Origin of the sequence: Subtercola sp. PAMC28395, from assembly GCF_018889995.1 — a bacterium.
Lineage (GTDB): Bacteria > Actinomycetota > Actinomycetes > Actinomycetales > Microbacteriaceae > Subtercola.
In genome coordinates this window covers 2,258,483-2,284,327 of record NZ_CP076547.1, presented here as the reverse complement: position 1 = coordinate 2,284,327, position 25,845 = coordinate 2,258,483, and the positions used below count along the sequence as shown (strand labels likewise).

At 64.9% G+C, this 25,845-nt stretch carries 21 protein-coding genes; 3 read left to right on the top strand and 18 right to left on the bottom strand.

Features of this window, described 5'->3' with window-relative positions; translation table 11 throughout:
* Positions 1 to 3 precede the first annotated feature (3 nt).
* From ftsZ to KPL76_RS10475, 14 genes are all read right to left on the bottom strand, one after another.
* On the bottom strand, positions 4 to 1,176 hold the full coding sequence (ftsZ, locus tag KPL76_RS10540; RefSeq protein WP_216333152.1) for a cell division protein FtsZ: 1,173 nt from the start codon (positions 1,174 to 1,176) through the stop codon (positions 4 to 6).
* Between the two features lie 144 nt (positions 1,177 to 1,320).
* Positions 1,321 to 2,421 carry an FtsQ-type POTRA domain-containing protein gene (locus tag KPL76_RS10535; RefSeq protein ID WP_216333151.1) on the bottom strand — a complete coding sequence of 367 codons (1,101 nt, stop codon included), beginning with the start codon at positions 2,419 to 2,421 and terminating at the stop codon, positions 1,321 to 1,323.
* The gene (gene murC / locus KPL76_RS10530) at positions 2,418 to 3,818 is read right to left on the bottom strand and encodes a UDP-N-acetylmuramate--L-alanine ligase (RefSeq protein WP_216333149.1); all 1,401 of its coding nucleotides are present in this window, start codon (positions 3,816 to 3,818) and stop codon (positions 2,418 to 2,420) included. The genes KPL76_RS10535 and murC overlap by 4 nt, the downstream gene beginning before the upstream one ends.
* 127 nt (positions 3,819 to 3,945) lie before the next feature.
* Positions 3,946 to 5,037: a glycosyltransferase gene (locus KPL76_RS10525; protein ID WP_216333147.1), complete on the bottom strand. Its 1,092-nt coding sequence runs from the start codon at positions 5,035 to 5,037 to the stop codon at positions 3,946 to 3,948.
* Positions 5,034 to 6,272, bottom strand: a complete 1,239-nt coding sequence (gene ftsW / locus KPL76_RS10520) for a putative lipid II flippase FtsW (RefSeq protein WP_253202006.1) — start codon at positions 6,270 to 6,272, stop codon at positions 5,034 to 5,036. The genes KPL76_RS10525 and ftsW overlap by 4 nt, the downstream gene beginning before the upstream one ends.
* Positions 6,273 to 6,310: 38 nt before the next feature.
* The gene (gene murD / locus KPL76_RS10515; RefSeq protein WP_216333145.1) at positions 6,311 to 7,873 is read right to left on the bottom strand and encodes a UDP-N-acetylmuramoyl-L-alanine--D-glutamate ligase; all 1,563 of its coding nucleotides are present in this window, start codon (positions 7,871 to 7,873) and stop codon (positions 6,311 to 6,313) included.
* A complete protein-coding gene (mraY, locus tag KPL76_RS10510; RefSeq protein ID WP_216333143.1) occupies positions 7,855 to 8,952 on the bottom strand; it encodes a phospho-N-acetylmuramoyl-pentapeptide-transferase in 1,098 nt (365 codons plus the stop codon). The genes murD and mraY overlap by 19 nt, the downstream gene beginning before the upstream one ends.
* Complete coding sequence (gene murF, locus KPL76_RS10505) at positions 8,949 to 10,376, bottom strand: UDP-N-acetylmuramoyl-tripeptide--D-alanyl-D-alanine ligase (RefSeq protein ID WP_216333141.1); 1,428 nt, start codon at positions 10,374 to 10,376, stop codon at positions 8,949 to 8,951. Before murF ends, mraY begins: the two co-directional genes overlap by 4 nt.
* Positions 10,377 to 10,440: 64 nt before the next feature.
* Positions 10,441 to 11,982, bottom strand: coding sequence for a Mur ligase family protein (locus KPL76_RS10500; protein ID WP_216333139.1), 1,542 nt, complete (start codon positions 11,980 to 11,982; stop codon positions 10,441 to 10,443).
* 64 nt (positions 11,983 to 12,046) lie between these two features.
* Entirely contained in the window at positions 12,047 to 13,837 is a 1,791-nt protein-coding gene (locus tag KPL76_RS10495) for a penicillin-binding protein 2 (RefSeq protein WP_253202005.1), read from the bottom strand.
* 57 nt (positions 13,838 to 13,894) lie between these two features.
* Entirely contained in the window at positions 13,895 to 14,497 is a 603-nt protein-coding gene (locus KPL76_RS10490; RefSeq protein WP_216333138.1) for a hypothetical protein, read from the bottom strand.
* On the bottom strand, positions 14,494 to 15,501 hold the full coding sequence (rsmH, locus tag KPL76_RS10485) for a 16S rRNA (cytosine(1402)-N(4))-methyltransferase RsmH (RefSeq protein ID WP_216333136.1): 1,008 nt from the start codon (positions 15,499 to 15,501) through the stop codon (positions 14,494 to 14,496). Before rsmH ends, KPL76_RS10490 begins: the two co-directional genes overlap by 4 nt.
* 108 nt (positions 15,502 to 15,609) lie before the next feature.
* On the bottom strand, positions 15,610 to 16,041 hold the full coding sequence (gene mraZ / locus KPL76_RS10480) for a division/cell wall cluster transcriptional repressor MraZ (RefSeq protein WP_205109102.1): 432 nt from the start codon (positions 16,039 to 16,041) through the stop codon (positions 15,610 to 15,612).
* A 221-nt stretch (positions 16,042 to 16,262) separates the two neighbouring features.
* On the bottom strand, positions 16,263 to 16,640 hold the full coding sequence (locus KPL76_RS10475; protein ID WP_216333134.1) for a DUF3040 domain-containing protein: 378 nt from the start codon (positions 16,638 to 16,640) through the stop codon (positions 16,263 to 16,265).
* A gap of 65 nt (positions 16,641 to 16,705) precedes the next feature.
* Between KPL76_RS10475 and KPL76_RS10470 the strand changes: the two genes are divergently transcribed.
* Positions 16,706 to 17,824 carry a polyprenyl synthetase family protein gene (locus KPL76_RS10470; RefSeq protein WP_216333132.1) on the top strand — a complete coding sequence of 373 codons (1,119 nt, stop codon included), beginning with the start codon at positions 16,706 to 16,708 and terminating at the stop codon, positions 17,822 to 17,824.
* Positions 17,825 to 17,834: 10 nt separating this feature from the next.
* On the opposite strand, the gene KPL76_RS10465 is transcribed toward KPL76_RS10470, so the two are convergent.
* Positions 17,835 to 18,176, bottom strand: coding sequence for an Rv2175c family DNA-binding protein (locus tag KPL76_RS10465; RefSeq protein ID WP_216333130.1), 342 nt, complete (start codon positions 18,174 to 18,176; stop codon positions 17,835 to 17,837).
* A 179-nt stretch (positions 18,177 to 18,355) separates the two neighbouring features.
* On the opposite strand from KPL76_RS10465, the gene pknB reads away from it, so the two are divergent.
* Positions 18,356 to 20,446, top strand: a complete 2,091-nt coding sequence (gene pknB, locus KPL76_RS10460) for a Stk1 family PASTA domain-containing Ser/Thr kinase (RefSeq protein ID WP_216336366.1) — start codon at positions 18,356 to 18,358, stop codon at positions 20,444 to 20,446.
* A gap of 335 nt (positions 20,447 to 20,781) precedes the next feature.
* On the opposite strand, the gene KPL76_RS10455 is transcribed toward pknB, so the two are convergent.
* The 3 genes from KPL76_RS10455 to KPL76_RS10445 are packed head-to-tail and all read right to left on the bottom strand — an operon-like array spanning position 20,782 to position 23,843.
* Entirely contained in the window at positions 20,782 to 22,158 is a 1,377-nt protein-coding gene (locus KPL76_RS10455) for a class II 3-deoxy-7-phosphoheptulonate synthase (protein ID WP_253202003.1), read from the bottom strand.
* Positions 22,159 to 22,209: 51 nt separating this feature from the next.
* Positions 22,210 to 22,896, bottom strand: coding sequence for a 1-acyl-sn-glycerol-3-phosphate acyltransferase (locus KPL76_RS10450; RefSeq protein ID WP_205109114.1), 687 nt, complete (start codon positions 22,894 to 22,896; stop codon positions 22,210 to 22,212).
* Positions 22,896 to 23,843, bottom strand: coding sequence for an ROK family glucokinase (locus tag KPL76_RS10445; protein WP_216333128.1), 948 nt, complete (start codon positions 23,841 to 23,843; stop codon positions 22,896 to 22,898). Before KPL76_RS10445 ends, KPL76_RS10450 begins: the two co-directional genes overlap by 1 nt.
* Before the next feature lie 159 nt (positions 23,844 to 24,002).
* On the opposite strand from KPL76_RS10445, the gene KPL76_RS10440 reads away from it, so the two are divergent.
* Positions 24,003 to 25,832: a long-chain fatty acid--CoA ligase gene (locus tag KPL76_RS10440; RefSeq protein WP_216333125.1), complete on the top strand. Its 1,830-nt coding sequence runs from the start codon at positions 24,003 to 24,005 to the stop codon at positions 25,830 to 25,832.
* The last annotated feature ends 13 nt before the right edge of the window (positions 25,833 to 25,845 follow it).

Sequence of the window (25,845 nt, the reverse complement as noted above, 5' to 3'; positions counted from 1 at the left end):
GGGTTACTTCAGAAAGTCGGGTACGTCGAGATCGAGGTCATCATCGTCTGATGCCGGGTCGAGCGCGACGGTGCCGGTCAGGCTGTGCTCGGTGTTCTGCTTCCACGACGCGGCAGCAGGCTCGTCGACTCGGTCACGGCGCAGGGGTGCCGAACCGGCACGGGCGAAGAGGTCGCTCGCGTCATTGGGCACGGTGAGTGCGCGCTTGGCCTCAGCAGCAGAAGTAGCATCGCCGCTGTCGAACCCGGCAGCGATGACGGTGACCCGCACCTCGTCGCCCAGGGTGTCGTCGATGACGGCACCGAAGATGATGTTGGCCTCGGGGTGCACCGCATCTTGCACCAGCTTGGCGGCATCGTTGATCTCGAAGATACCGAGGTTCGATCCGCCCTGGATCGAAAGCAGCACGCCGTGCGCACCCTCGATGCTCGCCTCGAGCAGGGGCGAAGCGACGGCGAGTTCTGCAGCCTTGATCGCCCGGTCGGCACCACGGGCAGAGCCGATGCCCATGAGGGCCGAACCGGCACCCTGCATGACGCTCTTCACGTCGGCGAAGTCGAGGTTGATGAGCCCTGGGGTCGTGATGAGGTCGGTGATGCCCTGCACACCGGCGAGCAGCACCTGGTCAGCGGTCGAGAACGCCTCGAGCATGCTGATACCGCGGTCACTGATCTCCAGCAGGCGGTCGTTCGGCACGACGATGAGGGTGTCGACCTCGTTCTTCAGGATCGCCACGCCGTCTTCGGCCTGCGACATGCGCCGCTTGCCCTCGAAGCCGAACGGCTTGGTGACGACACCGATGGTGAGGGCGCCGATCGACTTGGCGATGCGTGCGACGACGGGTGCGCCACCCGTACCGGTGCCGCCACCCTCGCCCGCGGTGACGAACACCATGTCTGCCCCGGCGAGGGCCTCTTCGATCTCTTCTGCGTGGTCTTCTGCGGCGCGGCGACCGACTTCAGGGTCTGCCCCGGCGCCGAGGCCCCTGGTGAGTTCACGACCGACGTCCAGCTTCACGTCGGCGTCGCTCATGAGCAGCGCCTGGGCATCTGTGTTGATGGCGATGAATTCGACTCCGCGAAGACCGAGTTCGATCATCCGGTTGACGGCGTTGACGCCGCCGCCACCGATGCCGACGACTTTGATTACGGCGAGGTAGTTCTGGTTTGATGTCACGTCCGGCCTCCGGTAAGCCCTTCATCTTCTCAAAAGGTTTAAACCTCAGGTTGAGGGTTAATGTTCTGCTGAGTATGTATTTCCTGAGATGAACTTACGTGCGAATGGGAGTGCCGCCGATGACGACACACCGCGTGTCGCGATTCAGGTGATGACAGGACTCTCGGGGCTCGAGACGTCGTAGGTCAGCCGGGAGTCGGGATTCTGGGTGCCGATGAGTTTGTCGAGCACGAGCGCCTTGAGCGAGGAGCTCTCTGCGCTGCCCCAGATGACCTTCTGCGCCCCGCCATTCAGCACCAGGGTGACGGAGTCGGGAGTCGCGGCGCTGACCGAGCCAACCTTCGCGAGCAGTTCTGCGGGCAGAGTGCGAAGCACCGTCGTCGATGCGAGAAAGCCGGGTCCCCCCAGCTGTCCTCCGGCCAGGTCGATGACAGGGAAGCCCGCCGTCTGCTGCTCGGTGTGCTGAACGGTGACGCCTGCCGGATCGACCAGGTCGAAGCCGGTGCCACTGGCGATCTGGCCGACCGGTGAGCGCTCGACGATGTGCACGACAAGCGTGTTGGGCAGCTGCGACTCCGTCGAATAGCTCTGGATCAACGGGAACGCTGAGAGGTCGGCCTCGATCGCGCCATAGTCCACGAGGGCGAGCGGTTTGCCGAGCTGAGCAGAGAGAGCCGTCTGAACCGCTGCCGCATCGACCCGCGATGTGCCTTCGATGGCGACCGTGCGCACCGCGAACATCGGCGAATATGCCGTGAACACCACAACGAGAACGAGCGCCACGACGACACCGAGCGAGACGAGCCAGCCCAGGCGGCGCCGGCGGCTGCGCTCGGTGAATCGCCGGGCTTCTGAGCGTTCGTAGTGCCGGCGCTGCCGTTCGGCCGCGCGCATGTCCTTCTCTGCCCTGGCCTCTGCGGCTCTCGCTTCCGCTTCTGCGGCGCGCTGGGCACGCTGGGCGTTCAACGGTGGAGTCGGCGCGGACCTGGGTGCAGACGTCGGCACGGGTTTCGGCGCAGACGTTGAAGCAGCATCGAGTCCGGGGTCACGTGCAGCACCCTGGAGAGCATCCGCCAAGGATTTCTGCTCCCGATTGGGCACAGCTCCCGGCACAGGTTTCTGCAGAGGTTTCTGCTCAGCGATCGGCCGCACGGGTGCAGCAATTCCGGCCGGGCGCTTGCCCGTCACGCGAGTGGGCACCGCCGATTCGGGCGGCGGCACCGGGATGGCGGGGGGCCGTTTCACCGGCTTTCGACCGCCCTCAGTGAGTTGAGCAGCTGGGGAACCAGCAGATTGACGTCGCCGCAGCCCAGCGTGATGACAAAGTCACCCGGGCGCGCGATCGACGCCGTGAAGTCGGCGGCCTGCTGCCAGTCGGAGATGAATGCGACCTTGTCGTGATCGACGAACCGCTCGGAGACGAGGGCACCGGTCACGCCCTCCACCGGATCCTCCCGCGCGCCGCACACGTCGAGAACAACCGTGAAGTCGGCCGTGCGTTCGAGTGTCTCGGCGAAGTCACCCGCGAGCAGCTGGGTACGACTGTAGAGGTGGGGCTGGTGCACCGCGATGATGCGACCGGCACCGACGACCGTTCGGGCGGCGCTGAGTGCAGCATCCACTTCGGTCGGGTGGTGGGCGTAGTCGTCGTAGACGCTGACGCCGCCGATGGTCTCATGCAGTTCGAACCGCCTGCCGGTGCCGTCGAAGGCCCCGATGGCCTCGAGGCTCTGCGTCGGGTCGAAGCCGAGGCCCACGAGCACGGCGAACGCGCCTGCGGCGTTGACGGCATTGTGGATGCCCGGCACCTTCAGCTGGCCCGAATACCGTTCACCCAGATAATCGAGCTCGAACGACACGGGGCCGGTCGACCCGACCGAGTGCACCCTCACGTCAGCGTGATCAGCGAAGCCGAAGGTCAGCACATGCCCAGCCGAGAGTCTCGACCCGACGCGCAGTGCGCCGGCGTCGTCCGCGGAGATGACGACAAGCTCGCTGGCGTTGTCTGCGAAGGTGACGAAGGCGTCTTCGACGGCCTCGGTGGAGCCGTAGTGGTCGAGATGGTCGGGGTCGACGTTCGTGATGAGGGCGACGGCCGTGTCATACAGCAGGAACGACCCGTCCGACTCGTCGGCTTCGAGAACGAAGAGCTCACCCTCGCCCCAGGCAGAACTGGTGCCGAGCGACGAGATGACACCGCCGTTGACGAAGCTCGGGTCAGCACCGAGGCCGATCAGCCCGGTGACGATCATGCCGGTCGACGTGGTCTTGCCATGCGCCCCTGCAACTGAGACGAGCCGACGACGATTGACCAGCCACGCCAGGGCCTGCGAGCGGTGCAGCACCGGCAGTCCCTGCTGCTGGGCACGCAGGTACTCAGGGTTGTCGGGCCAGAGCGCGCTCGTGACGACGAGGGTGTCTGCCGTGCCGACGTTCGCCGCATCGTGGCCGACGTAGACCGTGGCACCGAGGTCGCGGAGCTTCTGTGCCGTCTTCGAATCGGTGCGATCCGAGCCGGTCACTGTGACACCGGCCGCAAGGAACAGCCTTGCTATGCCGCTCATGCCGGCGCCGCCGATCCCCACGAAGTGAACGGCACCGACATCGGCCGGAATCGGGAGGGTCAGGTCGGGTTTGATCACAGGATCGATACTTTCTGTCGGGCGATTCGGTTCGAACAGCAGGGATCCACGTTACGCCGGTTTCGCTGGGTCATACCGGTACCACTGGGGCCTGACGGACTCTCTGGGTCATGACGGCTTCGCTGGGTCATGCCGGCCCCGCCGAGGAGGGCCGTACAGCGAGGTTGATGAGGTCGGCCATCCGTGCAGAACCGTCGCGCACTCCCGTGCCGGCGGCCGACGATGCCATCTGGGTGATGCGAGAGGTGTCGGCCAACAGGGGCAGCAGGGTCGACGCCACCCACTCAGGAACGAATTCGGCGTCGGCCACGAGAATCGCGCCGCCGGAGGCGACGATGTCCTCAGCATTGAAGCGCTGCTCGCCGTTGCCGACGGCGTAGGGCACGAGGGCTGACGCAATCCCGAGCGCGGCGAGCTCCGAAACCGTGGCGGCCCCTGCCCGGGAGACGGCGAAATCCGCCGCGGCGAGGGCGAGTTCCATGCGATCGCAGTAGTGCAGGAGGTGATAGCCCTCGGTCTCCGGGTCGACCAGGCTGGAGCGGTCGCCGACGATGTGCACGATCTGGTACCCGGCACCGAGAATCGCCGGCACCGAAGCAAAGATCGTGGCATTGATCTGTTCTGCGCCGAGTGAACCACCCGTGACCAGAAGCGTCGGCCGGTCATCGCTCAACCCGAAGAATTCCCTCGCCTCTGCACGCGCTGAATCGCGGTCGAGGTTCTCGATCTCTGCTCGGAGGGGCATTCCCACGAATCGCGAGTGGGGCAGCGGAGTGTTCCGGAATGCGACACCGACGAACGGGGTGAATCGGGCGCCGAGCCGATTGGCGAGCCCCGGCTTGGCATTCGCCTCATGGATGACCAACGGGACCTTCGCGCGCCGTGCGGCCAGGTACGCCGGTGCGGCCGCGTACCCGCCGTACCCGATGACCACGTCGACGCCTCGGCTCACCATCAGCGTCTTCAGGTCGGAGATCACCCGTGCAAGGCGTGGGCCGAATGAGACGGCGGCTCGGTTCGGGCGACGGGGAAAGGGCAGTTTGGGAATCGCGACGAGTTCGTAGCCCCTGGCTGGCACCAGGCGTGCCTCGAGCCCGGTCGCGGTGCCCACGACGATGATCTCGGCGTCTGGTTCGCGCCGGCGCAGTTCATCGGCCGTTGCGAGCAGGGGATTGACGTGCCCCGCAGTTCCGCCCCCGGCCAGGAGGTACGTCGTCACCGCTGTGCTCGCTGGCTGCGTGCTGGCTGACGAGGCACTGGCTGGCTGCGTGCCTGCTGACGAGCGACAGGGTTACGCGCAGGCGAGGCCGGCCCTGTCGCGGCCAGGTCGTCGTCGGTGGGCAGGGTCGTCTGCCCCCGCGCGATCGACAACACGACCCCGATGGCAATCAGGGTGGTGATGAGGGCAGAACCACCGGACGAGATGAGCGGCAGCGGAACACCGAGCACCGGCAGAACGCCGAGCACGACGGCGATGTTGATGAACGCCTGGCTGAGGATCCAGACCATCACCGAGCCCGAGACGACCCGCGAGAACATGTCATGGCTTGACCGCACGATGCGAAGGAACGCGATCGCCAGGGCGATGAACAGCCCGATCACGACGAGTGCGCCAATCAGGCCGAGCTCCTCACCGATGATGGCGAAGATGAAGTCATTGTCTGCTGCCGGCAGCCACGACCATTTGGCCTTGGAGTTGCCGAGACCCACCCCGAAGAACCCCCCTGCGGCAAGGGCGTACTTTCCGTGCAGCGACTGCCAGCACTCCCCCGACGTATCGGTGCAGGCAGAGCCGAGAAAGGAGAAGATGCGCGACACCCGGCTCGCGCTGGTGAAGGCGATGACCACGATGCCGAAGGCGCCGAGAATGACCGGCACCGCGAGCATCCGCAGCTTGATGCCGGCGAAGAACAGTGCACCCAGAATGAGGCCGGCCATGATGATGACCGTTCCCAGGTCGCCGCCCATCAGCACGAGCAGAACGGCGGCACCAGCCACCGGGATGATCGGGATGGCCACGTGACCCCAGAGGTTCAGGTACCGCTGCTTCTTGGCGAGAATGACTCCGAGCCAGATGACGAGCCCGACCTTGATCAGCTCGGAGGGCTGCATGTTGAAGCCGCCGATGCCGATCCAGTTGAGGTTGCCACCGACCTCGATTCCGAGTGGTGTGTAGAGCACCAGCAGCTGCAGAAATGCGCCACCGGCGAGTGCGAGCCAGCCCCACCGCTTCCAGAAGCGCATCGGCAGCCGCGAGATGACCAGCATGAGGGGCACACCGATCAGCGCGAACAGGCCCTGGCGCCAGAAGATGCCGAAGAAGCCCTGGCGGGCCGTGTACGAGTCGACCGACGACGACGAGAGAACCATGACGAGGCCGAGAATGACGAGGAAGAGCGTGGTGCCGAGCAGCAGGTAGTAGTTGCTCGACTCCGCCTGAAAGGCCCGGCCCACCGAGATGCGGGCCGTGCGAGCCGGGCGTAGCGTGGTTGTCAGCTGCGCTCACCTCCCAGATAGTCGTTCACAGCCCTGGCAAACTGGGCGCCTCTGTCGTTGTAGTCGACGAACTGGTCCATCGAGGCACCGGCCGGGGCCAGGAGCACGACGTCGCCCGGCTCGGCCACCGAAGCCGCCAGTCGAACTGCAGCCGACATCACTGATTCGGCACTGGTGCCGTCGCCTGCCCCGGAGCCCACTTCGACCCTGGTGCTGCCGTCAATCCCTGTGTCGTCTTCAGTCTCGGTGCCGCTGACCTCGAAGACGGGTACCCCGGGCGCGTGTCGTTGGAATGCGAGCCGCAACTCGGTTCGATCTGCACCGATGAGCACCGCCGCACGCAGCCTTCCGGAGCGTGCCGCGACGAGAGGCCCCACATCGACGCCCTTCAGCAAGCCGCCGGCGATCCAGACGACCGACTCGAACGCCCCGAGCGACGCATCGGCGGCGTGGGCGTTCGTCGCCTTGGAGTCGTTGACCCACTGGACGCCGTTGGCGGTTGCCACGGTCTCGATGCGGTGGTGGTCGAGTTCGAAGCGGAAGAGCGCGCGCCTGACCGCCTCGATCGACACGCCGAAGCTGCGTGCGAGAGCGGCGGCGGCGAGCACGTTCGCCACCATGTGCGGCGCGGCCAGCCCGTGTGCGGCGAGGTCAGCAACCGTCGTGATCTCGAGGGCAGAGATACGCCTGTCGTCGGTGAAGGCACGGTCACACAGAATGCCGTCGACCACGCCGAAGTCGCTCAGCCCCGGCACCCCGAGGCCGAAACCGATGGCGCGGCAGCCCTCGACGACTTCGGCGTTCTCGACCATGGCGAGGGTCCGGGCATCCGATCGGTTGTAGACGCAGGCGACCCTGGTGTTCGTGTAGACGCGCGCCTTTGCCTCTACGTAGGCCTGCATCGAACCATGCCAGTCGAGGTGGTCTTCGGCCACGTTGAGACAGACCGAGGCGTACGGCGACATGCTCGAGGTCGAGTGCAACTGATAGCTCGACAACTCGACGACCAGCACATCGAAGCCCTGCGGGTCGCGGATCGCGTCGAGAATCGGAATGCCGATGTTGCCACAGGGCGCCGCGCGCAGACCGCCCTCGACGAGCATGGTCGCCGTGAGTTGCGTAGTGGTCGTCTTGCCGTTCGTGCCTGTGATGGCGATCCATTCGGCCGGCGTGCCGACCTTGTCACGCAGGCGCCAGGCCAGTTCGACGTCACCCCAGATGGCGACGCCCCGGCTTTCGGCCCAGGCGAGCACCGGATGATCGGGGTGGAACCCCGGCGACACCACGAGCACCTCGGGGTCGAGCTCCACCAGCGCTTCGGGCGGGCCGTCGAGTCTCTCGTCGAGCACCAGGGATGCGCCGATCACGTCGACGAGCTGGATCTGAGATTCGGCCGCCCGCTGGGCGACGACAAGCACGCGTGCACCCAGTTCGGCCAGGGTGTCGGCGACCGAGAAGCCCGTCTTGCCGAGCCCGAGCACGCCGACCCGGAGCCCCGCCCAGTCGGAGTGCCAGCTGGTCAGTGTGTCGAGCCGGTCGGTCACGTCTGCAGGATCCATTCGAGGTAGAAGGCGCCCACACCAGCCGCAACGCAGAGGCCCGCGATGATCCAGAAGCGAACGACGATCGTCACTTCAGCCCAGCCCTTGACTTCGAAGTGATGGTGCAGCGGGCTCGCCCGCCAGATGCGCTTGCCGCCGGTGAGGCGGAAGTAGGTGAGCTGGATGACGACCTGCCCTGCCACGATGACGAAGATGCCACCGATCAGAACCAGGAGAAGCTCAGTACGGCTCTCGATCGCCAGTGCGGCCAGCGCGCCGCCGATCGCGAGGGAGCCGGTGTCACCGAGAAAGATCTTGGCGGGATTGGTGTTCCACCAGAGGAACCCGATCAGCGCCCCCGCGATCGCCGCTGCGATGACCGCGAGGTCGAGGGGCTGGCTGACGTTGTAGCACTTGAACTGCACGTCGGGGTCGAGGGTGAGGCTCGAGCACGACTGGTTGGCCTGCCAGAACCCGATGATGATGAACGAGCCGATCGCCAGGATGGCCGAGCCCGGTGCGAGTCCGTCGAGCCCGTCGGTGAGGTTCACTGCATTCGACGTGGCGATCACCATCAGCACGATCCATACGACGAACGCGAAAAGGCCGATGATCAGGCCCCAGGAGAGGAAGTCGAAGTCGAGGTCGCGTACCACGGAGATGTGCGTCGATGCGGCAGTGTTGCCCCGGGCATCCGGAAAACTGATCGCAAGCAGGGCGAATGCCCCACCGACCACGATCTGCCCGATGATCTTCGCCGTCGGGCCGAGCCCGAGGCTGCGCTTCTTGTGTGTCTTGATGAAGTCATCGATGAAACCGACCACGCCGAGGCCGACCATCAGGAACAACACGAGCAGTACGGAGGTCGACGGAGGGTTCTGGGTGATGAGGAGCGCCACGAAATAGCCGAAGAGCGTGGCGAGAATGATGACGATGCCACCCATGGTCGGAGTGCCACGTTTCACCTGGTGGGAGCTCGGGCCGTCGATGTTGATGTACTGGCCCCAGGCGAGTTTCTTGAAGAGCCTGATGAAGACCGGGGTCATGAAGAGGGAGAAGGCCATCGACAGTCCGCCGGCGGCGATGAGGGTGATCATGCGAAACGCTCCCCCAGCCGGTCGCCCAAGAAGCGGAGGCCAGCGGAGTTCGACGATTTCACGAGCACGACGTCACCGCTTCGCAATTCTGCTTCGAGCACAGCGTATGCCTCGTCGGCCGTTGCGAAGAACACCGACTCGCCATCCCACGAACCCTCCTGGGTGGCGGCGAGGTGCAGAGCCAGTGCTCCGTCGCCCACGACGAAGATCCGCTCGATGCCCAGACGCACGATCGTTCGACCGATGCGGTCATGCTCTTCGAGGGAGAATTCGCCGAGCTCACTCATCTCACCCAGAATCGCAACGCGGCGGATGCCCGGTCCGGAGATCTGCGCAAGGGTCTTCAACCCGGCCAGCATCGAGTCGGGGCTGGCGTTGTACGCGTCGTTGATGATCGTGACGCCCTGCGTACCGTGCAGCACCTCCATGCGCCAGCGCTCGGCGCGGGTGACGGTTTCGAGGGCCTTCACGATCTCGGCCAGTGGCACTTCGAGAGTGTGGGCGACCGCCGTTGCAGCAAGTGCATTCGTGACGTGGTGTTCTCCGAGCACGCCGAAGTGCACACGTGCGGACTCGCCGGTCGGCAGGGTGAGCGTGAAGTCGGTACCGGTGGGCGTTGCGACGAGGGAGGAGGCACGCACGTCGGCCCTCGGGTCGAGACCGAACCAGAGAATGCTGGCCCGGGTCTTCTCAGCCATGCCGACGACACGGTAGTCGTCGAAGTTCAGTACGGCGACATCGGTCGGCAGCAGATCGGTGACCATCTCCGTCTTGGTCTGGAGAGTCTTCTCGATGCCACCGAACTCGCCTGCGTGTGCAAGACCGACCATCAGCACGACACCGATGTCAGGGCGGGCCATACGCACGAGTCTCGTGATCTCGCCCGGTTTGCTGGCACCCATCTCAGCCACCAGGTACCGGGTGTCCGACTCGAGCTTCAGCATGGTCAACGGAGCGCCGACCTCGTTGTTGAACGAGTCCCGGGGTGCAACCGTGGGGCCCCGACCCTCGAGGATCGTGCGGACGAGGTTCTTGGTGGTGGTCTTACCGTTCGAGCCGGTGATGCCGATCACCTTCAGGGTTCCGGCCTCACGGATGCGCCGGACGACTTCGGTTGCGAGCATTCCGAGCGCATCGACGGAATTCGACACGACGATCTGTGGAATAGCCAGGTCATCGAGCACTCGTTCCACGACGACGAGATCCGCGCCATTCTCAACGGCGGCAGGAACATACAGGTGGCCGTCACTGAACTCGCCGGGTTTGGCCACGAAGATGCCGCCGGGCACGATCTCGCGCGAGTCGGTGTCGACGGGGCCATTGACGATCGTCGACTCCGACGTTCCGAGCTGCACAGCGTGGTCACCGAGAACGAGCGTTCCCCCAACGATCCGCGTCACTTCACCGAGCGTGAGATCGATCATGCGACGAAACCGGCCTGGGCCATGGAGGCCGGTAGTTGTGCGGAGGTACGGGTCATGTTCACTGTCAGAGCCATCCAAATTCATGAAGCGCCAGTCGCGCGTCGTCTCGTGCGGAGTAGGGCAGGTGCTTGCCCCCCACTTCGTGGTAGTCCTCGTGGCCGGGGCCCGCGTACAGGATCACATCGGCCGGTGTGGCGACGCTGAGCGCCTGCCGGAATGCCGTGCGCGGGTCAGCCACCTCGTAGATCTCGAGCCCCGGCACCGCGGCTGTGGCCGCGTCGACCAGGACCTTCCTGATGGATGCTGGATCCTCGGTTCTCGGGTGAAAATCGGTGATCACGACCACGTCGGCGAGACGGGCCGCGATCTCGCCCATCTCCTGGCGTTTGCTCGGGTCGCGGTCGCCGTCGGCACCGAAGACCATGATGATCCGCCCGTCGGTGACTCGCCGGAGCGAATCGAGGGTGCTGGTGAAGGCATCGGGGCTGTGGCCGTAGTCGATGAAGACAGCCGGGCCGTCGTTCGCGATGCGCTCGGCGCGCCCCGGAATGTAGACCCGGATTCCCCCGTCGCGCTCGACTGCCGAGGCAATCGCACTGAGCTGCACCCCCGATTCCACCAGCATCACGATCGCCAGGGCGGCATTCTCTGCCATGTGGCGGCCGAGCACGGGAATCGACGTGGTGATGCTCTGGTCGTCGGGGCCGCTCAGAATGAAGCGGGTCTCATCGATCGACTCCCGGAGGATGGCGGCGTACCAGTCGGCCGCCTGCCCCGGGTACGTCGAAACCGTCGTAACGGGAATGGCGGCTGTGCGGGCCAGCCGACGCCCCCACTCGGCATCGGTGATCGCGACACCCCGGCGCGCGCGCTCCGGCGTGAAGAGAGGCTGCTTCGCCTCGAAGTAGTTCTGCATCGTCTGGTAGTCGTCGAGGTGGTCGTGGGTCAGGTTCGTGAACCCGACGACGTCGAAGACGATCCCATCGACGCGGTGGCGGGTCAGCGCCTGCGCTGACACCTCGATGATGACCGCTTGAGCCTCGGCCTCGCTCATCCGGGCGAGCATGGCGTGCACCTCGGTCGCCTCGGGAGTGGTCAGCGAGCTTGTGATGGCGAAGTCGCCGATGCGCCGCTCGGCGGTCGTGCTGAGACCGGCGAGCACACCGAGCTGCTTCAGCAGGGCTTCGAGAATGTAGGCGACGCTGGTCTTGCCGTTGGTGCCGGTGACACCGAACAGGGTCGGAGGGTGCTCGGCCGTGCGGTACACCCACGCGGACAGGGCGCCGAGAGCCGTTCGGGGGTCGTCGATGACCAGCACGGGCAGACCGGAGCGCGCCGCGAGGGTTGCGCCACGGGCATCCGTCACGATGGCGACAGCACCCTTCGCCCGGGCGTCGTCGACGAACTGTGCGCCATGGGCGTGTACGCCGGCCAAGCCCACGTAGAGGTCACCGGGTTCGACGGCCTTCGACGAGAGTGTGATGCCTGAGACGACCAGGCCGGCCACGTCTCCCCTGGCCTCCAGCCCGAAGTGCTCCACCAGGTCACTGACGGGCCTGACTGCCGGATGCTGTGGCCTCAACCGCTTGTTAACCTCTGTCGTCACGGTGGCGGCTCCTGAAGTCTTGGGCTGGGTGTGGGGTGCTGAACGGCGACGTGCTTACCGCGCTCTAGTAGCTGGTCGGGTAGTTGACGGCGGGTGTCGTAGAAGGGAGCACGCGATACTTCTGCAGGACCTGCGACATGATCTTCTGGAAGACCGGGGCCGAAGCCGAACCGTCTTCAATGGTAACGGGCTTCATGATGTTGACCGAAACGACGTACTGCGGAGCCTCTGCCGGAGCCACACCGGCCACGCTCGTCAGGTACCCCCCGCCGTAGGCACCCTGCCCGTTGCTGACCTCGGCCGTTCCGGTCTTGGCGGCGACGTTGTAGCCCGGAATCTTGAGCAGGCTGGCTGCGTAGCCGCCGGTGACCACGCTCTGCATCATGTTCACGGTCTGTTGTGCGGCGTCTGCGGAGATGACCTGCTCGCCCTGGGTCGACGGCGCCTGCGTCATGGTTCCGTCGGCAGCCTTGCAGCCCTGTACCAGCTGAACCGGCATGCGCACACCGCCATTGCCGAGGGTCTGGTACATGCTCGCGACCTGGGCGGCCGTGGTCGTGATGCCCTGGCCGAACGCGGTGTTGTACAGCGTCTGCTCATCCCATTCCTGGGGTGTGCGGAGAATCCCTTCGGACTCGCCGAGGAAGTTCACTTCGGTGTTCTCTCCGAGATGGAACTTCTTCATGTAGTCGTAGCGCTGCTGGTCAGTGAGCATGGCGCTCAGAATGGAGATACCGACGTTCGAGGACTCCTGGATCACGCCAGTGAGCGTCCACTGTGCCGGGTCATGGCCCTCGGAGTCTGTGACCACCGCACCGCCGGGCGACTTGTACCGGTACGGCGTGAGCACCTGGGTGGTCGGTGTGGCCTTTCCCGCATCGATCAACGAGGCGGCGGACTCGGCCTTGAAGGTGGAGCCCGGCTCGAACGGGTCACTGAAGGCGATGGCTCCCCAGTATTTCGAGTCGGTGGCATCGAGATTGTTCGGGTCGGCCGTGGGGTACTGTGCCACGGCGAGCAGCTTGCCCGTCTTCACCTCTTCGACCACGACGCTGCCCCACTGGGCACCGGTCTCGGTCACGCGCTGTGCAAGCACCTGCTGGGAGTAGTACTGGAGGTCGCTGTCGATGGTCGTGACGACAGTGCCCCCGGTGACGGGGGCCTTGTCCACTGTCAGGGTGTTGGGAATGGCGACCCCGTCGGCGCCCTTCTCATACGTCTGGAGCCCATCTGTACCCGTGAGGCACTGGTTCTCCATGGCCTCGAGGCCGCCGGTTCCGGTGGTGCCGGTGGTTCCCGCCGCGGTGCTGTCACCCATGTATCCCACGAGGTTGCCGCCAACGCTTCCGTTCGGGTACACACGCTGAGGGTCTGTGGAGTACTGCAGCCAGGGGATGTCGAGCGCCCGGATCGCGTTGTACTGGTCGAGATTCAGGTCCTTCACGATGAGCGCGTAGCCCGAGGTCTTGTCTGCCGTGAGGAGCGCGTAGACAGCATCTCCAGTCTGGCCGGTGATCGCGCCGATCTGCGCTGCGGCCTCGACGGGGGTCACCGGGGCCAGGTCTTTGCCTGTTGCAGGGTCGGTCGGAACGAAGTCGGCGACCTGCACGGGCGACGCAGTGACCGTGTAGCGGATCACCGTCGTCGCCAGTACCTTGCCGTTGGCGTCGACGATGTCTCCGCGGGGACTGTAGATCGTCTGCGCCATCGACAGGGTGTTGTATGCCTCTTTGTTGAGTGAATCGGCCTGCACGACCTGGATGTCGACCAACCGGACCACCAGCACCGCGACGACAGCCGTGATGATGATGATCGCCACCGCAATGCGATTTCGTGTTGATCGAATACTGGTCACGAATGCATTTCCTTAACGCTTGGGTGCGGCGGTGCTGTGGGGGGGCGCCGTGCGCGCTCAGTGGGTCGTCGGCGACGGCAGGTCTCCCTGCCACGCTACGCTCGGCGGCGGCGTGGTCGCGGTAGGCGCGCTCGGCGCAGCAGCAGTTGCCGGCACAGCTGCGGCAGCCGTCCCCGCGGTCAGGGCGTTCGGAGTGAGTGACGACTGCCCACCCGTCAGCGAGCCGGTTGCCGCCGTTGCTGCCTTTGGCGTGCCGAGAACCGCGCCGTCAGACAGCCGGAGGTACACCGGATTGACGTTGGTCACCATTCCGAGCGACTCCGCACTGGCCGCGAGATTCTGCGGGGACGAGAGTCCATCGAGCTTCTCGCTCAGCGATTCATTCGACCGCCCGAGATCTTTCTGCTGGTTCTGCAATGACTCGATCTGGTACGCGCCGTTCGACAGTCCGATGCTCAGGAGCAGCTGGGTCACCACAATGGCGAAGACCCCGACGACGACGACCGCGGCGTATGCGAGACGAGGCTTGCGCCGCCTCAGAACTGCAGTACTGGCCAGTGTCAGGGTCGAACGCGCTCGCGAACCGGAAGCGGGTCGGCTACTGGTCTCGGGAAGATCGTCGAACGGATCAGTGAAGGTCGACGGTGCCGTGTTGCTCATGCTGATCTTCTCGCTCGTTCTGATTTCGCCGCACGTTCAGCCAACGCCTGTGGCGCTGCCTTCGCCACACGTTCCGCTGCCCGCAACCGCACCGGCGTGGCCCGGGGGTTCGATGTCTTCTCAGCGTCGTCGGCCAGCTCCGCTCCCCGAACCAGGAGTTTCAGCTGTGCCTGGTGATCGGCGAGCTCGACCGGCAGACCCTGTGGAGTGGAGGAACTGCTCGCTGCATGAAGCGCTCGCTTGACGATCCGGTCTTCGAGGGACTGGTACGAGAGCACAACCATTCGGCCGCCGAGCGCCAGGGCATCGATGGCCGCCGGCATCGCTCGCTCGAGGGCCACCAGTTCCTGGTTGACTTCGATCCGCAGCGCCTGGAAGACCCTCTTCGCCGGGTGGCCCTGCCGGGCAAGGGCTGCGGGTGTTGCCTTCGAGATCAGGTCCACGAGTTGGGCCGAACGCACGAGCCGGTTCTCGGCCCTCCGCTCGACGATCCGCTTTGCGAACCGGGAGGCCAGGCGTTCCTCGCCGTATTCCCAGAAGATGCGTCGGAGGTCGGCCTCGCTGTACTCAGCCAGAATCTCTTCGGCGGTGAGTTCAGCCGTGCCGTCCATCCTCATGTCGAGTGGGGCGTCCTTCGAATAGGCGAAGCCCCGTTCGGCACGATCGAGCTGCATCGACGAGACGCCGAGGTCGAAGAGGATGCCCTGGGCTTCGTTGTAGCCGAGGCTCTGCAGTGCATCCAGAATCTCGTCGTAGACGCAGTGCACGAACTTCGCACGATCACCGAAGGGCGCGAGTCGTTCGGATGCGATGGCAAGCGCTTCGGGGTCGCGGTCGAGGCCGACGAGCGTGAGTTCGGGAAAACGGGAGAGGAACGCCTCGGCGTGCCCACCCATGCCGAGCGTTGCATCGACGAGAACGGCACCGGGCGCACCGATGGCGGGCGAAAGCAGCTCGATGGTGCGTTCGAGCATGACAGGGGTGTGGATTTTGGAGAGATCCATAGGTTTCAGGGATGACAGTCTTCGTGTCCCCTGATCCCCATCCATTACAGACCTGGCACCGGGGAAGTGTGCCAGGGCTGAACGGCTGGGAGTCACAGGAAACGACGGCTAGAAGAGTCCCGGGATCACCTCCTCCGAGGTGTCGGCGAAGGTGGCTTCCTGTTCGGCGAGGTAGGTCTCCCAGGCCTCAGCGTCCCAGATTTCGGCGCGGGTACCCGCCCCGATCACGACGAGGTCACGATCGAGGCCGGCGTAGGCGCGAAGTGGTGCCGGCACTGTGACCCGGTGCTGGCTGTCGGGGTTTTCCGCACTCGCGCCAGACAGGAAGACGCGGAGATAGTCACGCGCCTGCTTGCTGGTCACGGGAGCTTCGCGGATCTTGTCGTGCAAAGTCTCGAACTCACGGGTACTGAAGACGTAGATGCAGTGTTCCTGGCCACGGGTCATGACGACTCCGCTGGCCAGCTCATCGCGGAATTTGGCCGGCAATACGATTCGCCCCTTGTCGTCGAGCTTGGGGGCGTAGGTACCAAGGAACATGCTCCACCTCACCCCTCATTTCCGGCCAGACTGCGGGTATGCCTCCACTTTACTCCACTTTCCTCCACTCAACAATGAAAATGCCCGAATTCGAGGCCGCACCCTCCCCGATGCATGGCCTGAAGACGATGTGGGCACAGAATCCGGGCACAAAAAAAGGAGACCGGCCACGCGGGCCGGTCTCCTTGAAGTCTGTTCTGGTTGGTGCTGTCTGAGGGTTGTTACTCGTTCTTCTCGTCGCGGTTGTCCCAGCGGTCGTTCAGGCGATCCATGAACCCAGCCTTGCTCCGGGACGAACCGCTCTTCGATGAGCGCGCACCGGCACCACGTACCGCAGAGAGTCGTGATCGCTTCAGCGCGACCAGCACTCCCGTGAACATCACGGCGAACCCGAGAATGCCCACAATGGGGGCGTGGATGACGACGCCGACGATGACCACTCCGAGGCCCACGATGGCCAGGAGGATGCCGAGAACGAGCGAACCGTAGTTCAGCCTTCCCCTTGCTCCACCCACGGCCGAAACGAAATCGGCATCGTTGTGGTAGAGACTGCGCTCCATCTCATCGAGGAGCTTCTGCTCTTGCTCCGATAGCGGCATTTTCTTCACCTCAGGTTCGGTATGGACCACGATCATAGTCTGCCGACTGTAGCTAGGCTAGGCGCGTGACTGAAAGAACGCACCTGACGAAGCTAGTCGACTCTCACATCGCTAACTTCATCACAGATCGTGAACCTATTCTGGCCTCTATCGCACCCGATTTGGCCCCTTTTGGCGAATTCTCGCGGAATCTTCTCAGCGGCGGCAAGCGATTCCGCGCCCAATTCTGTTATTGGGGTTGGCGAGCCGTATCTGACGACGTCTTTTCCGGCCCGAACGGCCAATCCGCGCGGGCCGAACAGGAATTCGCCGCACTCGTCGAGCTCTGCACAGCGCTTGAGTTCTTTCACGCTGCAGCCCTGGTTCATGACGACATCATCGACAGCTCCGACACCCGTCGAGGTGGCCCTGCCGCACACAGGCGGTTCGAATCCGTTCATTCCTCCGGTTCGTTCTCCGGAAGTGCCTCCGCATTCGGTATCGCCAGCGCCATCCTCATGGGCGACCTGCTGCTCGCCTGGAGTGACGAGCTCGTCGGCGACGCACTGGGGCTCCTGGATTCGAGTGCGTCGACGAAGACGAGGGTCGAGTTCAATCGCATGCGCTTCGACGTCACGGTGGGCCAGTACCTCGACATCTTCGAAGAGAACGCCTGGCCGGTTGTACCCGAGTCCCAGCACCTCGACCGCGCCGAACGGGTGATCGTGTACAAGTCGGCTAAGTACAGCGTCGAATCACCCCTGGTGCTCGGTGCACGCCTGCACGGGGCATCCGAAGCCCAGCTCGACAGCCTGCGAGCCTTCGGCCTGCCGCTGGGTATCGCTTTCCAGCTGAGAGACGACCTCCTGGGTGTCTTCGGCGACAGCAGCCGTACCGGCAAACCGAGTGGAGATGATCTTCGGGAGGGCAAGCGCACCGTACTCATCGCCCTCACTCGACAGACCCTCTCTCCGGGCAGCAAGCGCATCTTCGACGAGATGCTGGGGGATCCCGAGCTCACTGCCGAGCAGATCAGCACCCTGCAGGCGACGATCACCGACAGTGGCGCAGCCGATCGGGTCGAGGAACGCATCACCGCCTACGTCGACACCGCATTGCGTGCGCTTGCGGCGGCAGATTTCAGCGAGCCGGCGAAGGTCGAGCTCTCGAGGCTGGCCGGCGCAATCACCCAGCGCGACGCCTGACGGGCGTGGGTCAGGCCAGCGCCTGGGCGACGCGACGCACTTCGGCCTTGCGCCCGGCGAGCAGTGCGTCAATCGGTGCCGCATCGAGCGAATCCTCGGGTTCGAGCAGCCACTTCATCATCTCGTCGTTCGAGAAACCGCTGTCACCGAGCAGGATGATCGTGCCCCGCAATTCGCTCAGCGGAAGGTTCCCCGCGAGAAAGACATCTGGCACAGACAGAACCCCGTCACGGCGGATCGCCAGGAGGGCGCCCTCTTCAATCAGCTTGCGAACCTTGCCCGGCGTCGATCCGAGTCGTTCAGCCAGGTCGGGAATGGTCAGCCACGTTCTGGGCGAAGAAATGTCACTCACACAACAAGAGTGCCACGTTTCACCGGCGGGCCGCACTCCCCCGGATGTTTCGACCTGAAGTCGTTTGGCACCCTTGATGTTTCGATTCGGCAGCGGTATCGCTATTGGCAATGTCTATGCAGGGTTCGCGCCGCTCGGCAATTTAGAATCATGGCGTGACCAGCGCGCCCACCGATCCCATGACAGGCCGTCTCATCGACGGCCGTTACGAGGTGAGGTCGCGCATTGCCCGGGGCGGAATGGCCACGGTCTACGTTGCGAACGACCTGAGGCTCGATCGCCGGGTTGCCATCAAGATCATGCACGGGCACCTCGCAGACGACGAGGCCTTCCGCGAGCGATTTGTCCAGGAAGCTCGCTCTGCGGCCCGGCTCGCCCACCCGAACGTGGTGAGCGTCTTCGACCAGGGCTCAGACAGCGACATGGCCTACATGGTCATGGAATATCTACCCGGCATGACCCTGCGGGACCTTCTCAAAGACTACGGTCGCCTCACCACCGAGCAGACGCTCGACATCATGGAGGCCGTGCTCGGCGGTCTTGCTGCTGCTCACAAGGCCGGAATCGTTCACCGCGATGTGAAGCCCGAGAACGTTCTGCTTGCCGATGACGGCCGCATCAAGATCGGCGACTTCGGCCTGGCACGGGCCGCAAGCGCCAACACTGCTACCGGCCAGGCGCTGCTCGGCACAATCGCCTACCTCTCCCCCGAACTGCTCACCAGGGGCGTGGCTGATGCACGCAGCGACATCTACGCCTCCGGAATCATGATGTATGAGATGCTCGTGGGCGAACAGCCCTATCTCGGTGAGCAGCCGATGCAGATCGCTTTCCAGCACGCGAACGAGACGGTTCCAGCCCCGAGCGTGAAGAACCCCTCGGTGCCACTCGAAGTCGACGAGATCGTCGTCTGGGCGACTTCGCGCGATCCAGAAGCCAGACCGCACGACGCGCGGGAGATGCTCGACGCACTGCGCGACGCTGAAGAGAACACGAGCGCATCCATCAGGGCGACGGCAGCGCTGCTGCGCACCTCGGTCATGCCTCCGATGTTGACGAGCGCCGTATCGGAGGCGGAGACACAGGTACTGGGTCGCCAGAGTCGGCCGTCTGGCGGTTATCCCCCCGGTTCATATCCCTCCGCTTCGTATCCCTCAACCGCCTATCCGACGGCTGCCGGCGTCACCGCTGCGACGGCCGCAACCGTGGCATTCGGTTCGCAAGCCGCAGTCTCGGCGGTTGCAGCCGGTTCCCTGGCCGGAACGGCAGCGCCGGCTCCGACTGCGGCGCCGGCCGGAGCTACAACGCCTGCCGGCGCAAAGATTCCAGCGAACCCCGTCGAGAAGCTGACCCAGAAGAACACGAGGCGCCGCCGCAGGGGCTGGTGGATCTTCGCTCTCGTCATCGTGCTCGTGGCCGGCGCGGGCGGCACGGGCTGGTTCTTCAGCGCGGGCCCCGGCGGCCAGCTCACGATCCCGACTGTCAGCGACAGGTCGCCCGACGATGCAAAGGCCGCGCTCGTCGCGCTCGGCCTGACGGTCACACCGGGTACAGCCACCAACCCGACCGTACCCACCGGCGCAGTGATCGGTACAGATCCGCCGGCTGGCACGTCAGTACTGAACGGCACCCAGGTCACGCTGGTCACATCGATCGGGCCGGCCCAGCTGCCGGTACCCCCACTGGTCGGCCAGAACGCAGATGCGGCAAAGCAGGCGGCCACGGCGGCCGGGTTCACCGTCGCCGACCCGCAGCAGACACAGTTTTCTTCGTCTGTCGCTGCCGGAACGGTCATCCAGGCCTCGGGGGCCGACGGCCAGCCGCTCGGTGCGACGTACGGCGAACAGCAACCCATCACCCTCCTCGTGTCGTTGGGCGGCATTCCCGACGTGGTCGGCAAGTCGGCGGGTGACGCAAACGCTGCGCTCGTCGCCGTCGGTCTGGTCAGCGCAGCCGGCTCCGATGACTACAGCGACACCGTCGCGAAGGGCGATGTGATCTCGGTCAACCTCCCGGCAGACCCTGTGCACCTGGGCGCCACGGTCACCCTTAACACCTCGCGTGGTCCGGAGCCCGTCACGGTACCCGACGTGACAAGCAAGTCCTGGAGCGACGCGAAGGCGGCGCTGCAGAAGCTGGGCTTCTCCCTCGCCTACAACGGTCTTGCAGACCTGGCGCCCGATGCGTTCACCGTGCGGGCCACCGACCCCGCGGCGGGTGCGTCACTCGACAAGGGCTCGAAGATCACCGTCAGCTTCAGCGGCTTCTGAGCCGCTTCTGACGGCTGAGCCGCTGGCACGCAGCAGGTTTCGACTCGCCGCGCCGCGCCGCGCTGAAAGCGAGCTCCCGTTCAGGGAGCCCGCCGCGCTCGACGCGCCGCGCTGAAAGCGAGCTCCCGTTCAGGGAGCCCGCCGCGCTCGCCTATTGCTTGGCGTTACGAAGCTCTTCGGCCACCAGGAACGCCAGTTCGAGCGACTGCATGTGGGCGAGCGCAGCGGGCGCCTTAGACAGGCGCACGCCCCAAACGCGGCGCGTCGAGCGCAGCGGGCGCCTTGAACAGGCGCACGCCCCCAGCGCGGCGCGAACGCAGCACTTGGAGAAAGCTCTATTGCTTGGCGTTACGAAGCTCTTCGGCCACCAGGAAGGCAAGTTCGAGCGACTGCATGTGGTTCAGGCGCGGGTCGCAGAGTGACTCGTACCGGGTCTCGAGAGTGTGCTCGTCGATGTGCTCCGAGCCGCCGAGGCACTCGGTGACATCGTCACCGGTGAGCTCCACGTGGATTCCACCCGGGTGCGTTCCGACGGCACGGTGAGACTCGAAGAAGCCCTTGACTTCGTCGACGACGTCGTCGAAGCGACGCGTCTTGTACCCGTTTGGCGTGGTCAGCCCGTTGCCGTGCATCGGGTCGGTCACCCACAGGGGTGTGGCGTCGCTGGCCTTGATCGCTTCGAGCAGCGGTGGCAGGGCATCCCTGATCTTCCCTGCCCCCATGCGCGTGATGAACGTCAGGCGCCCGGGCTCCCGGTTCGGGTCGAGCTTGTCGATCAGTTGCAGCATGTCGTCGGGAGACGTCGACGGGCCGATCTTCACTCCGATCGGGTTGCGCACGCGAGACAGGAAGTCCACGTGGGCGCCGTCGAGGTTGCGAGTGCGCTCACCGATCCACTGGAAGTGGCTCGAGGTGTTGTACGGCGTACCCGTGCGCGAGTCGATACGCGTCATCGGGCGTTCGTAGTCGAACAGCAACGCCTCGTGCGCCGTGTAGAACTCGGTGCGTTTGAGCGCTTCGAAGTCCGCGCCGCACGCGATCATGAAGCGGATGGCGCGGTCGATCTCGCGCGCCAGGTCTTCGTAGCGCGCGTTGGCCGGGTTCGAGGTGAAGCCCTTGTTCCAGTGGTGCACCTCGCGCAGATCGGCGAAGCCGCCCTGCGTGAAGGCACGAATGAGATTGAGGGTCGACACCGAGGTGTGGTAGCCCGCGACGAGTCTCGCCGGGTCTGCGGTTCGCGACTCGGGAGTGAAGTCGTAGCCGTTCACGATATCGCCGCGGTACGCCGGCAGCGTCACGCCGTTGCGCGTCTCGGTGTCGCTCGAGCGCGGTTTGGCGAACTGCCCCGCCATGCGGCCCATCTTGATGACGGGCATCGAAGCGCCATAGGTCAGAACGACAGCCATCTGCAGAACCGTCTTGATGCGGTTTCGAATCTGGTCTGCCGTGGCTCCGGCGAAGGTCTCGGCGCAGTCGCCGCCCTGGAGAAGGAACGCACGACCGGCTGCCGCATCTGCGAGGCGATCGCGAAGAGTGTCGACCTCACCGGCGAAGACGAGCGGCGGGAGCTTGGAGATCTGGGCAGACGCTGCTTCGACCGCTGCCCGGTCAGGCCACTGGGGCTGCTGCTTGGCCTCGAGTGTGCGCCAATAGTCCAGACCATCAATCACGGAAGGCAGAGCTTCGATGACACGTTCGGACAGATCTATCACGGCAACACGTATTTTCTGTTTGTTCAGCCCCGCGGCAGTTCAGCCGTAGCGCTAGCGCGCGGCTTTCGCGCGTTTCTCCTTTACCGAAGTCGCGTACACGTCGGAGTATTCCTGCCCGCTGATGCGGTGGAGCTCGTACATGATCTCGTCGGTAATCGATCGAAGCACGAATCGGTCTGATTCCATGCCTTCGAACCTAGAGAAATCTAGTGGTTCCCCGAACACGATGCCAATTCGGCGGATTCTGATCGGCTGCCCGACGCTCATCACCTTCTCGGTGTCGATCATGGCAACAGGGATGATCGGAACCCCTGCCTCGAGAACCATGCGTGCCACGCCGGTGCGTCCACGGTACATCTTTGCGTCTGGGCTGCGCGTTCCCTCGGGGTAGATGCCCAGCAGGTCGCCCCGGCCGAGCACCTCCAGACCCGTGTTGAGTGACGCCTCCGATGCCTTGCCGCCCGACCTGTCGATGGGCAACTGGCCGGTGGCCGTGAAGAACAGTTTCGTGAGCCAGCCCTTCAGTCCCTTGCCGGTGAAGTAATCGCTCTTGGCCAGAAAACTGATGCGGCGTTCCATCATCAGTGGCAGAAACACGGAGTCGGCGAACGAGAGATGGTTGCTCGCGAGGATCGCCCCGCCCGTCTGGGGGATGTTCTCGGCTCCTCGCACCCAGGGCCGGAAGACGGCCTTCACGATCGGGCCGGCCACGAGGTACTTCATGAACCAGTAGAACATCAGATCGACTCCGCATACAGCCGCGCGAGGTCGGCAGCGCCGACGACCCCGGCATCGTTCACGAGTTCCGCGATCCGGAACTCGGGTTCGGGGTGGAATCCGCGGGCCGGCAGAACGTCGAGATAGGCCGAACGGATCGGGTCCAGGAGCAGGTCGCCGGCCTGGGCCACTCCCCCACCGATGACGAAGAGCTGCGGATCGAGCACCGCCCCGAGACTGGCGGAAGCCTGCCCGAGCCAGTGGCCGAGCGTGCGCAGGGCGAGAAGCGCTCCGGGGTCGCCGGCCTGGATCAGATCACTGACGTCGAGCCCGGTGAGGGTACCGACGCGGGAGCGCACCTCAGCGAGCCCGATTCCGACGCCGCCGGCATCCGCGAGTTCGTTGGCGGTACGAAGAAGAGCACGCCCGGAACCGTATTGCTCGATGCACCCTCGAGCGCCGCACCCGCACGGCAACCCGTCAGGTACCACCCGCAGGTGGCCGAGCTCTGCAGCCGCTCCGAAACCGCCGCGGAAGAGCTTGTCACCCGACACGATCGCGCCACCGACACCGGTGCCGATCGTGAGGATCACCATGTCGCTCACGAGCCTGCCGGCGCCGAAACGGAACTCGGCCCATCCGGCCGCGTTGGCATCGTTCTCAATGATGATGTGCATGCCGAGGCGCTGCTGGAGCTTCTCACGGAATGGCTCGTTGCGCCAGGAGATGTTGGGCGCGTAATAGACGATCGACTGGGAGGCATCGATGAAGCCCGCGGCGGCCACTCCGACTGCCCGAACATCGACGCCCTCAGAGAGGCGCTTGACCATCGACACGACCGCGTCCTCGATCAGTTGAGGGTTGCTGGCCATTGTCGGCTGGCGATCCGATCGCAGAATGGTCCCTAGCTCGTCGACGAGGGCGCCCGCGATCTTGGTTCCGCCAATGTCAATTCCGATGGCATGCACGCACTTATCTTGTCCCAGAGGCGAAGCCGTGTCTAATTGCAGGGCTGCAGTGTCCGTCTTGAAGGGCTGCGCTGTTCGTTGTCGCGCCCCGACTCGCCTGCCCGGCATCGTCGAAGATCGACCACGTACACTTGTCGAGAAGGAACCGAAGGAGTTGCCGTGGACCAGATCTTCACCCCTGCCGTCGTGCAGGCCGACCCTCTGGCGAACGCCACCGATCTGCTGTTGAAGCGCGTGGAGCTCACCCCCGACCAGCCACTGTTCGCCATTCCGTCGAGCAGTGCATCCGGCTGGTCAGACATCACGGCGGCCGAATTCCTTGCACAGGTTCGCGCCCTGGCCAAGGGATTCATCGCCGCCGGCATCGAACCGGGCGACAAGATCGGCCTGATGTGTCGCACACGTTACGAGTGGACGTTGATCGACTTCGCCGTCTGGTTCGCGGGAGCCGTGCTGGTGCCCGTATATGAGACCTCAGCTCCAGCCCAGGTGCAGTGGAGCCTCAGCGATTCTGAGGCGACGGCTGTCATCGTCGAAACGCCGGACCACTTCTCCCGGTTCGACGAGGCGTACCCAGACCTCCCGCTCATCGCCAACGTCTGGCAGATCGACCTCGGCGACCTCGACAAGCTGATCGCGGGCGGAACAGACGTCAGCGACGATGAGGTCGAACGCCGCCGATCGCTTGCCATCGGCAGCGACATGGCCACGCTGATCTACACCTCGGGCACGATGGGCCGGCCGAAGGGCTGCATTCTCACGCACTCGAACTTCGTCGAGCTCTCCCGCAATGCCGCCGTGAAGCTCAGCGACGTGGTGAGCCCTGGCGCTTCCACCCTGCTCTTCATCACGACGGCTCACGTCTTCGCACGGTTCATCGCGATCATGTGCGTTCACGGCGGTGTGAAGGTCGGCCACCAGGGCGACACCAAGCAGCTTCTGCCCGCCCTCGGTTCGTTCAAGCCGACCTTCCTGCTGGCTGTGCCGCGCGTTTTCGAGAAGGTCTACAACTCGTCAGAACAGAAGGCGGAGACGGGAGGGCGCGGCAAGATCTTCCGCGCAGCGGCCGATGTTGCCATTGCCCACTCCGAGGCCCTCGACGCTGGTCACGTTCCGTTCGGCCTGAAGGCGAAGTTCGCTCTCTACGACCGTCTGGTCTTCTCGAAGCTGCGCGCCGCGCTCGGCGGCCGCACGAAGTTCGCCGTCTCGGGCTCTGCGCCTCTCGGCCATCGCCTCGGGCACTTCTACCGCAGCCTCGGCATCACGGTTCTCGAGGGTTACGGACTGACTGAGACGACTGCTCCCGCAACGGTGAACCTGGTGGACAAATTCAAGATCGACACCGTCGGTCCGCCTCTGCCCGGAGTGGGCATCCGTATCGCCGCCGACGGCGAAGTCCAGGTCACGGGCATCAACGTCTTCGCCGGCTACTGGAACAACGAGAAGGCGACCGCTGAAGCCATGGACGGCGAGTGGTTCAGGACTGGCGACATCGGCTCGCTCGACGACGACGGTTTTCTGACGATCACCGGCCGCAAGAAGGAGATCATCGTGACCGCCGGGGGAAAGAACGTGGCCCCCGCCGTGCTCGAAGACCCCATCCGGGCGAACTTGCTGGTCGGCCAGGTCGTCGTCGTCGGAGACCAGAAACCGTTCATCTCTGCCCTGATCACTCTCGACCCCGAGATGCTGCCCGTGTGGCTGGCCAACAACGGCCAGAGGGCCGAGCTGAGCCTCAGTGAAGCGTCACAGAACCCAGCTGTGCTCGCCGAGATCCAGAGGGCGGTGGATGCTGCCAACAAACTCGTCTCGCGCGCCGAGTCGATTCGCAAATTCGTGGTGCTCTCGCAGGAGCTGACCGAGGAGAGTGGCCACCTCACCCCCAAGCTCACGATCAAACGCGCGGTCATCGTCAAGGATTTCGCACCGACGATCGAGAGCATCTATTCGAGCGCCCCGTCGACGTCAGGCGAGTCACTCGTTCACTGAGCGGGTCACGCTG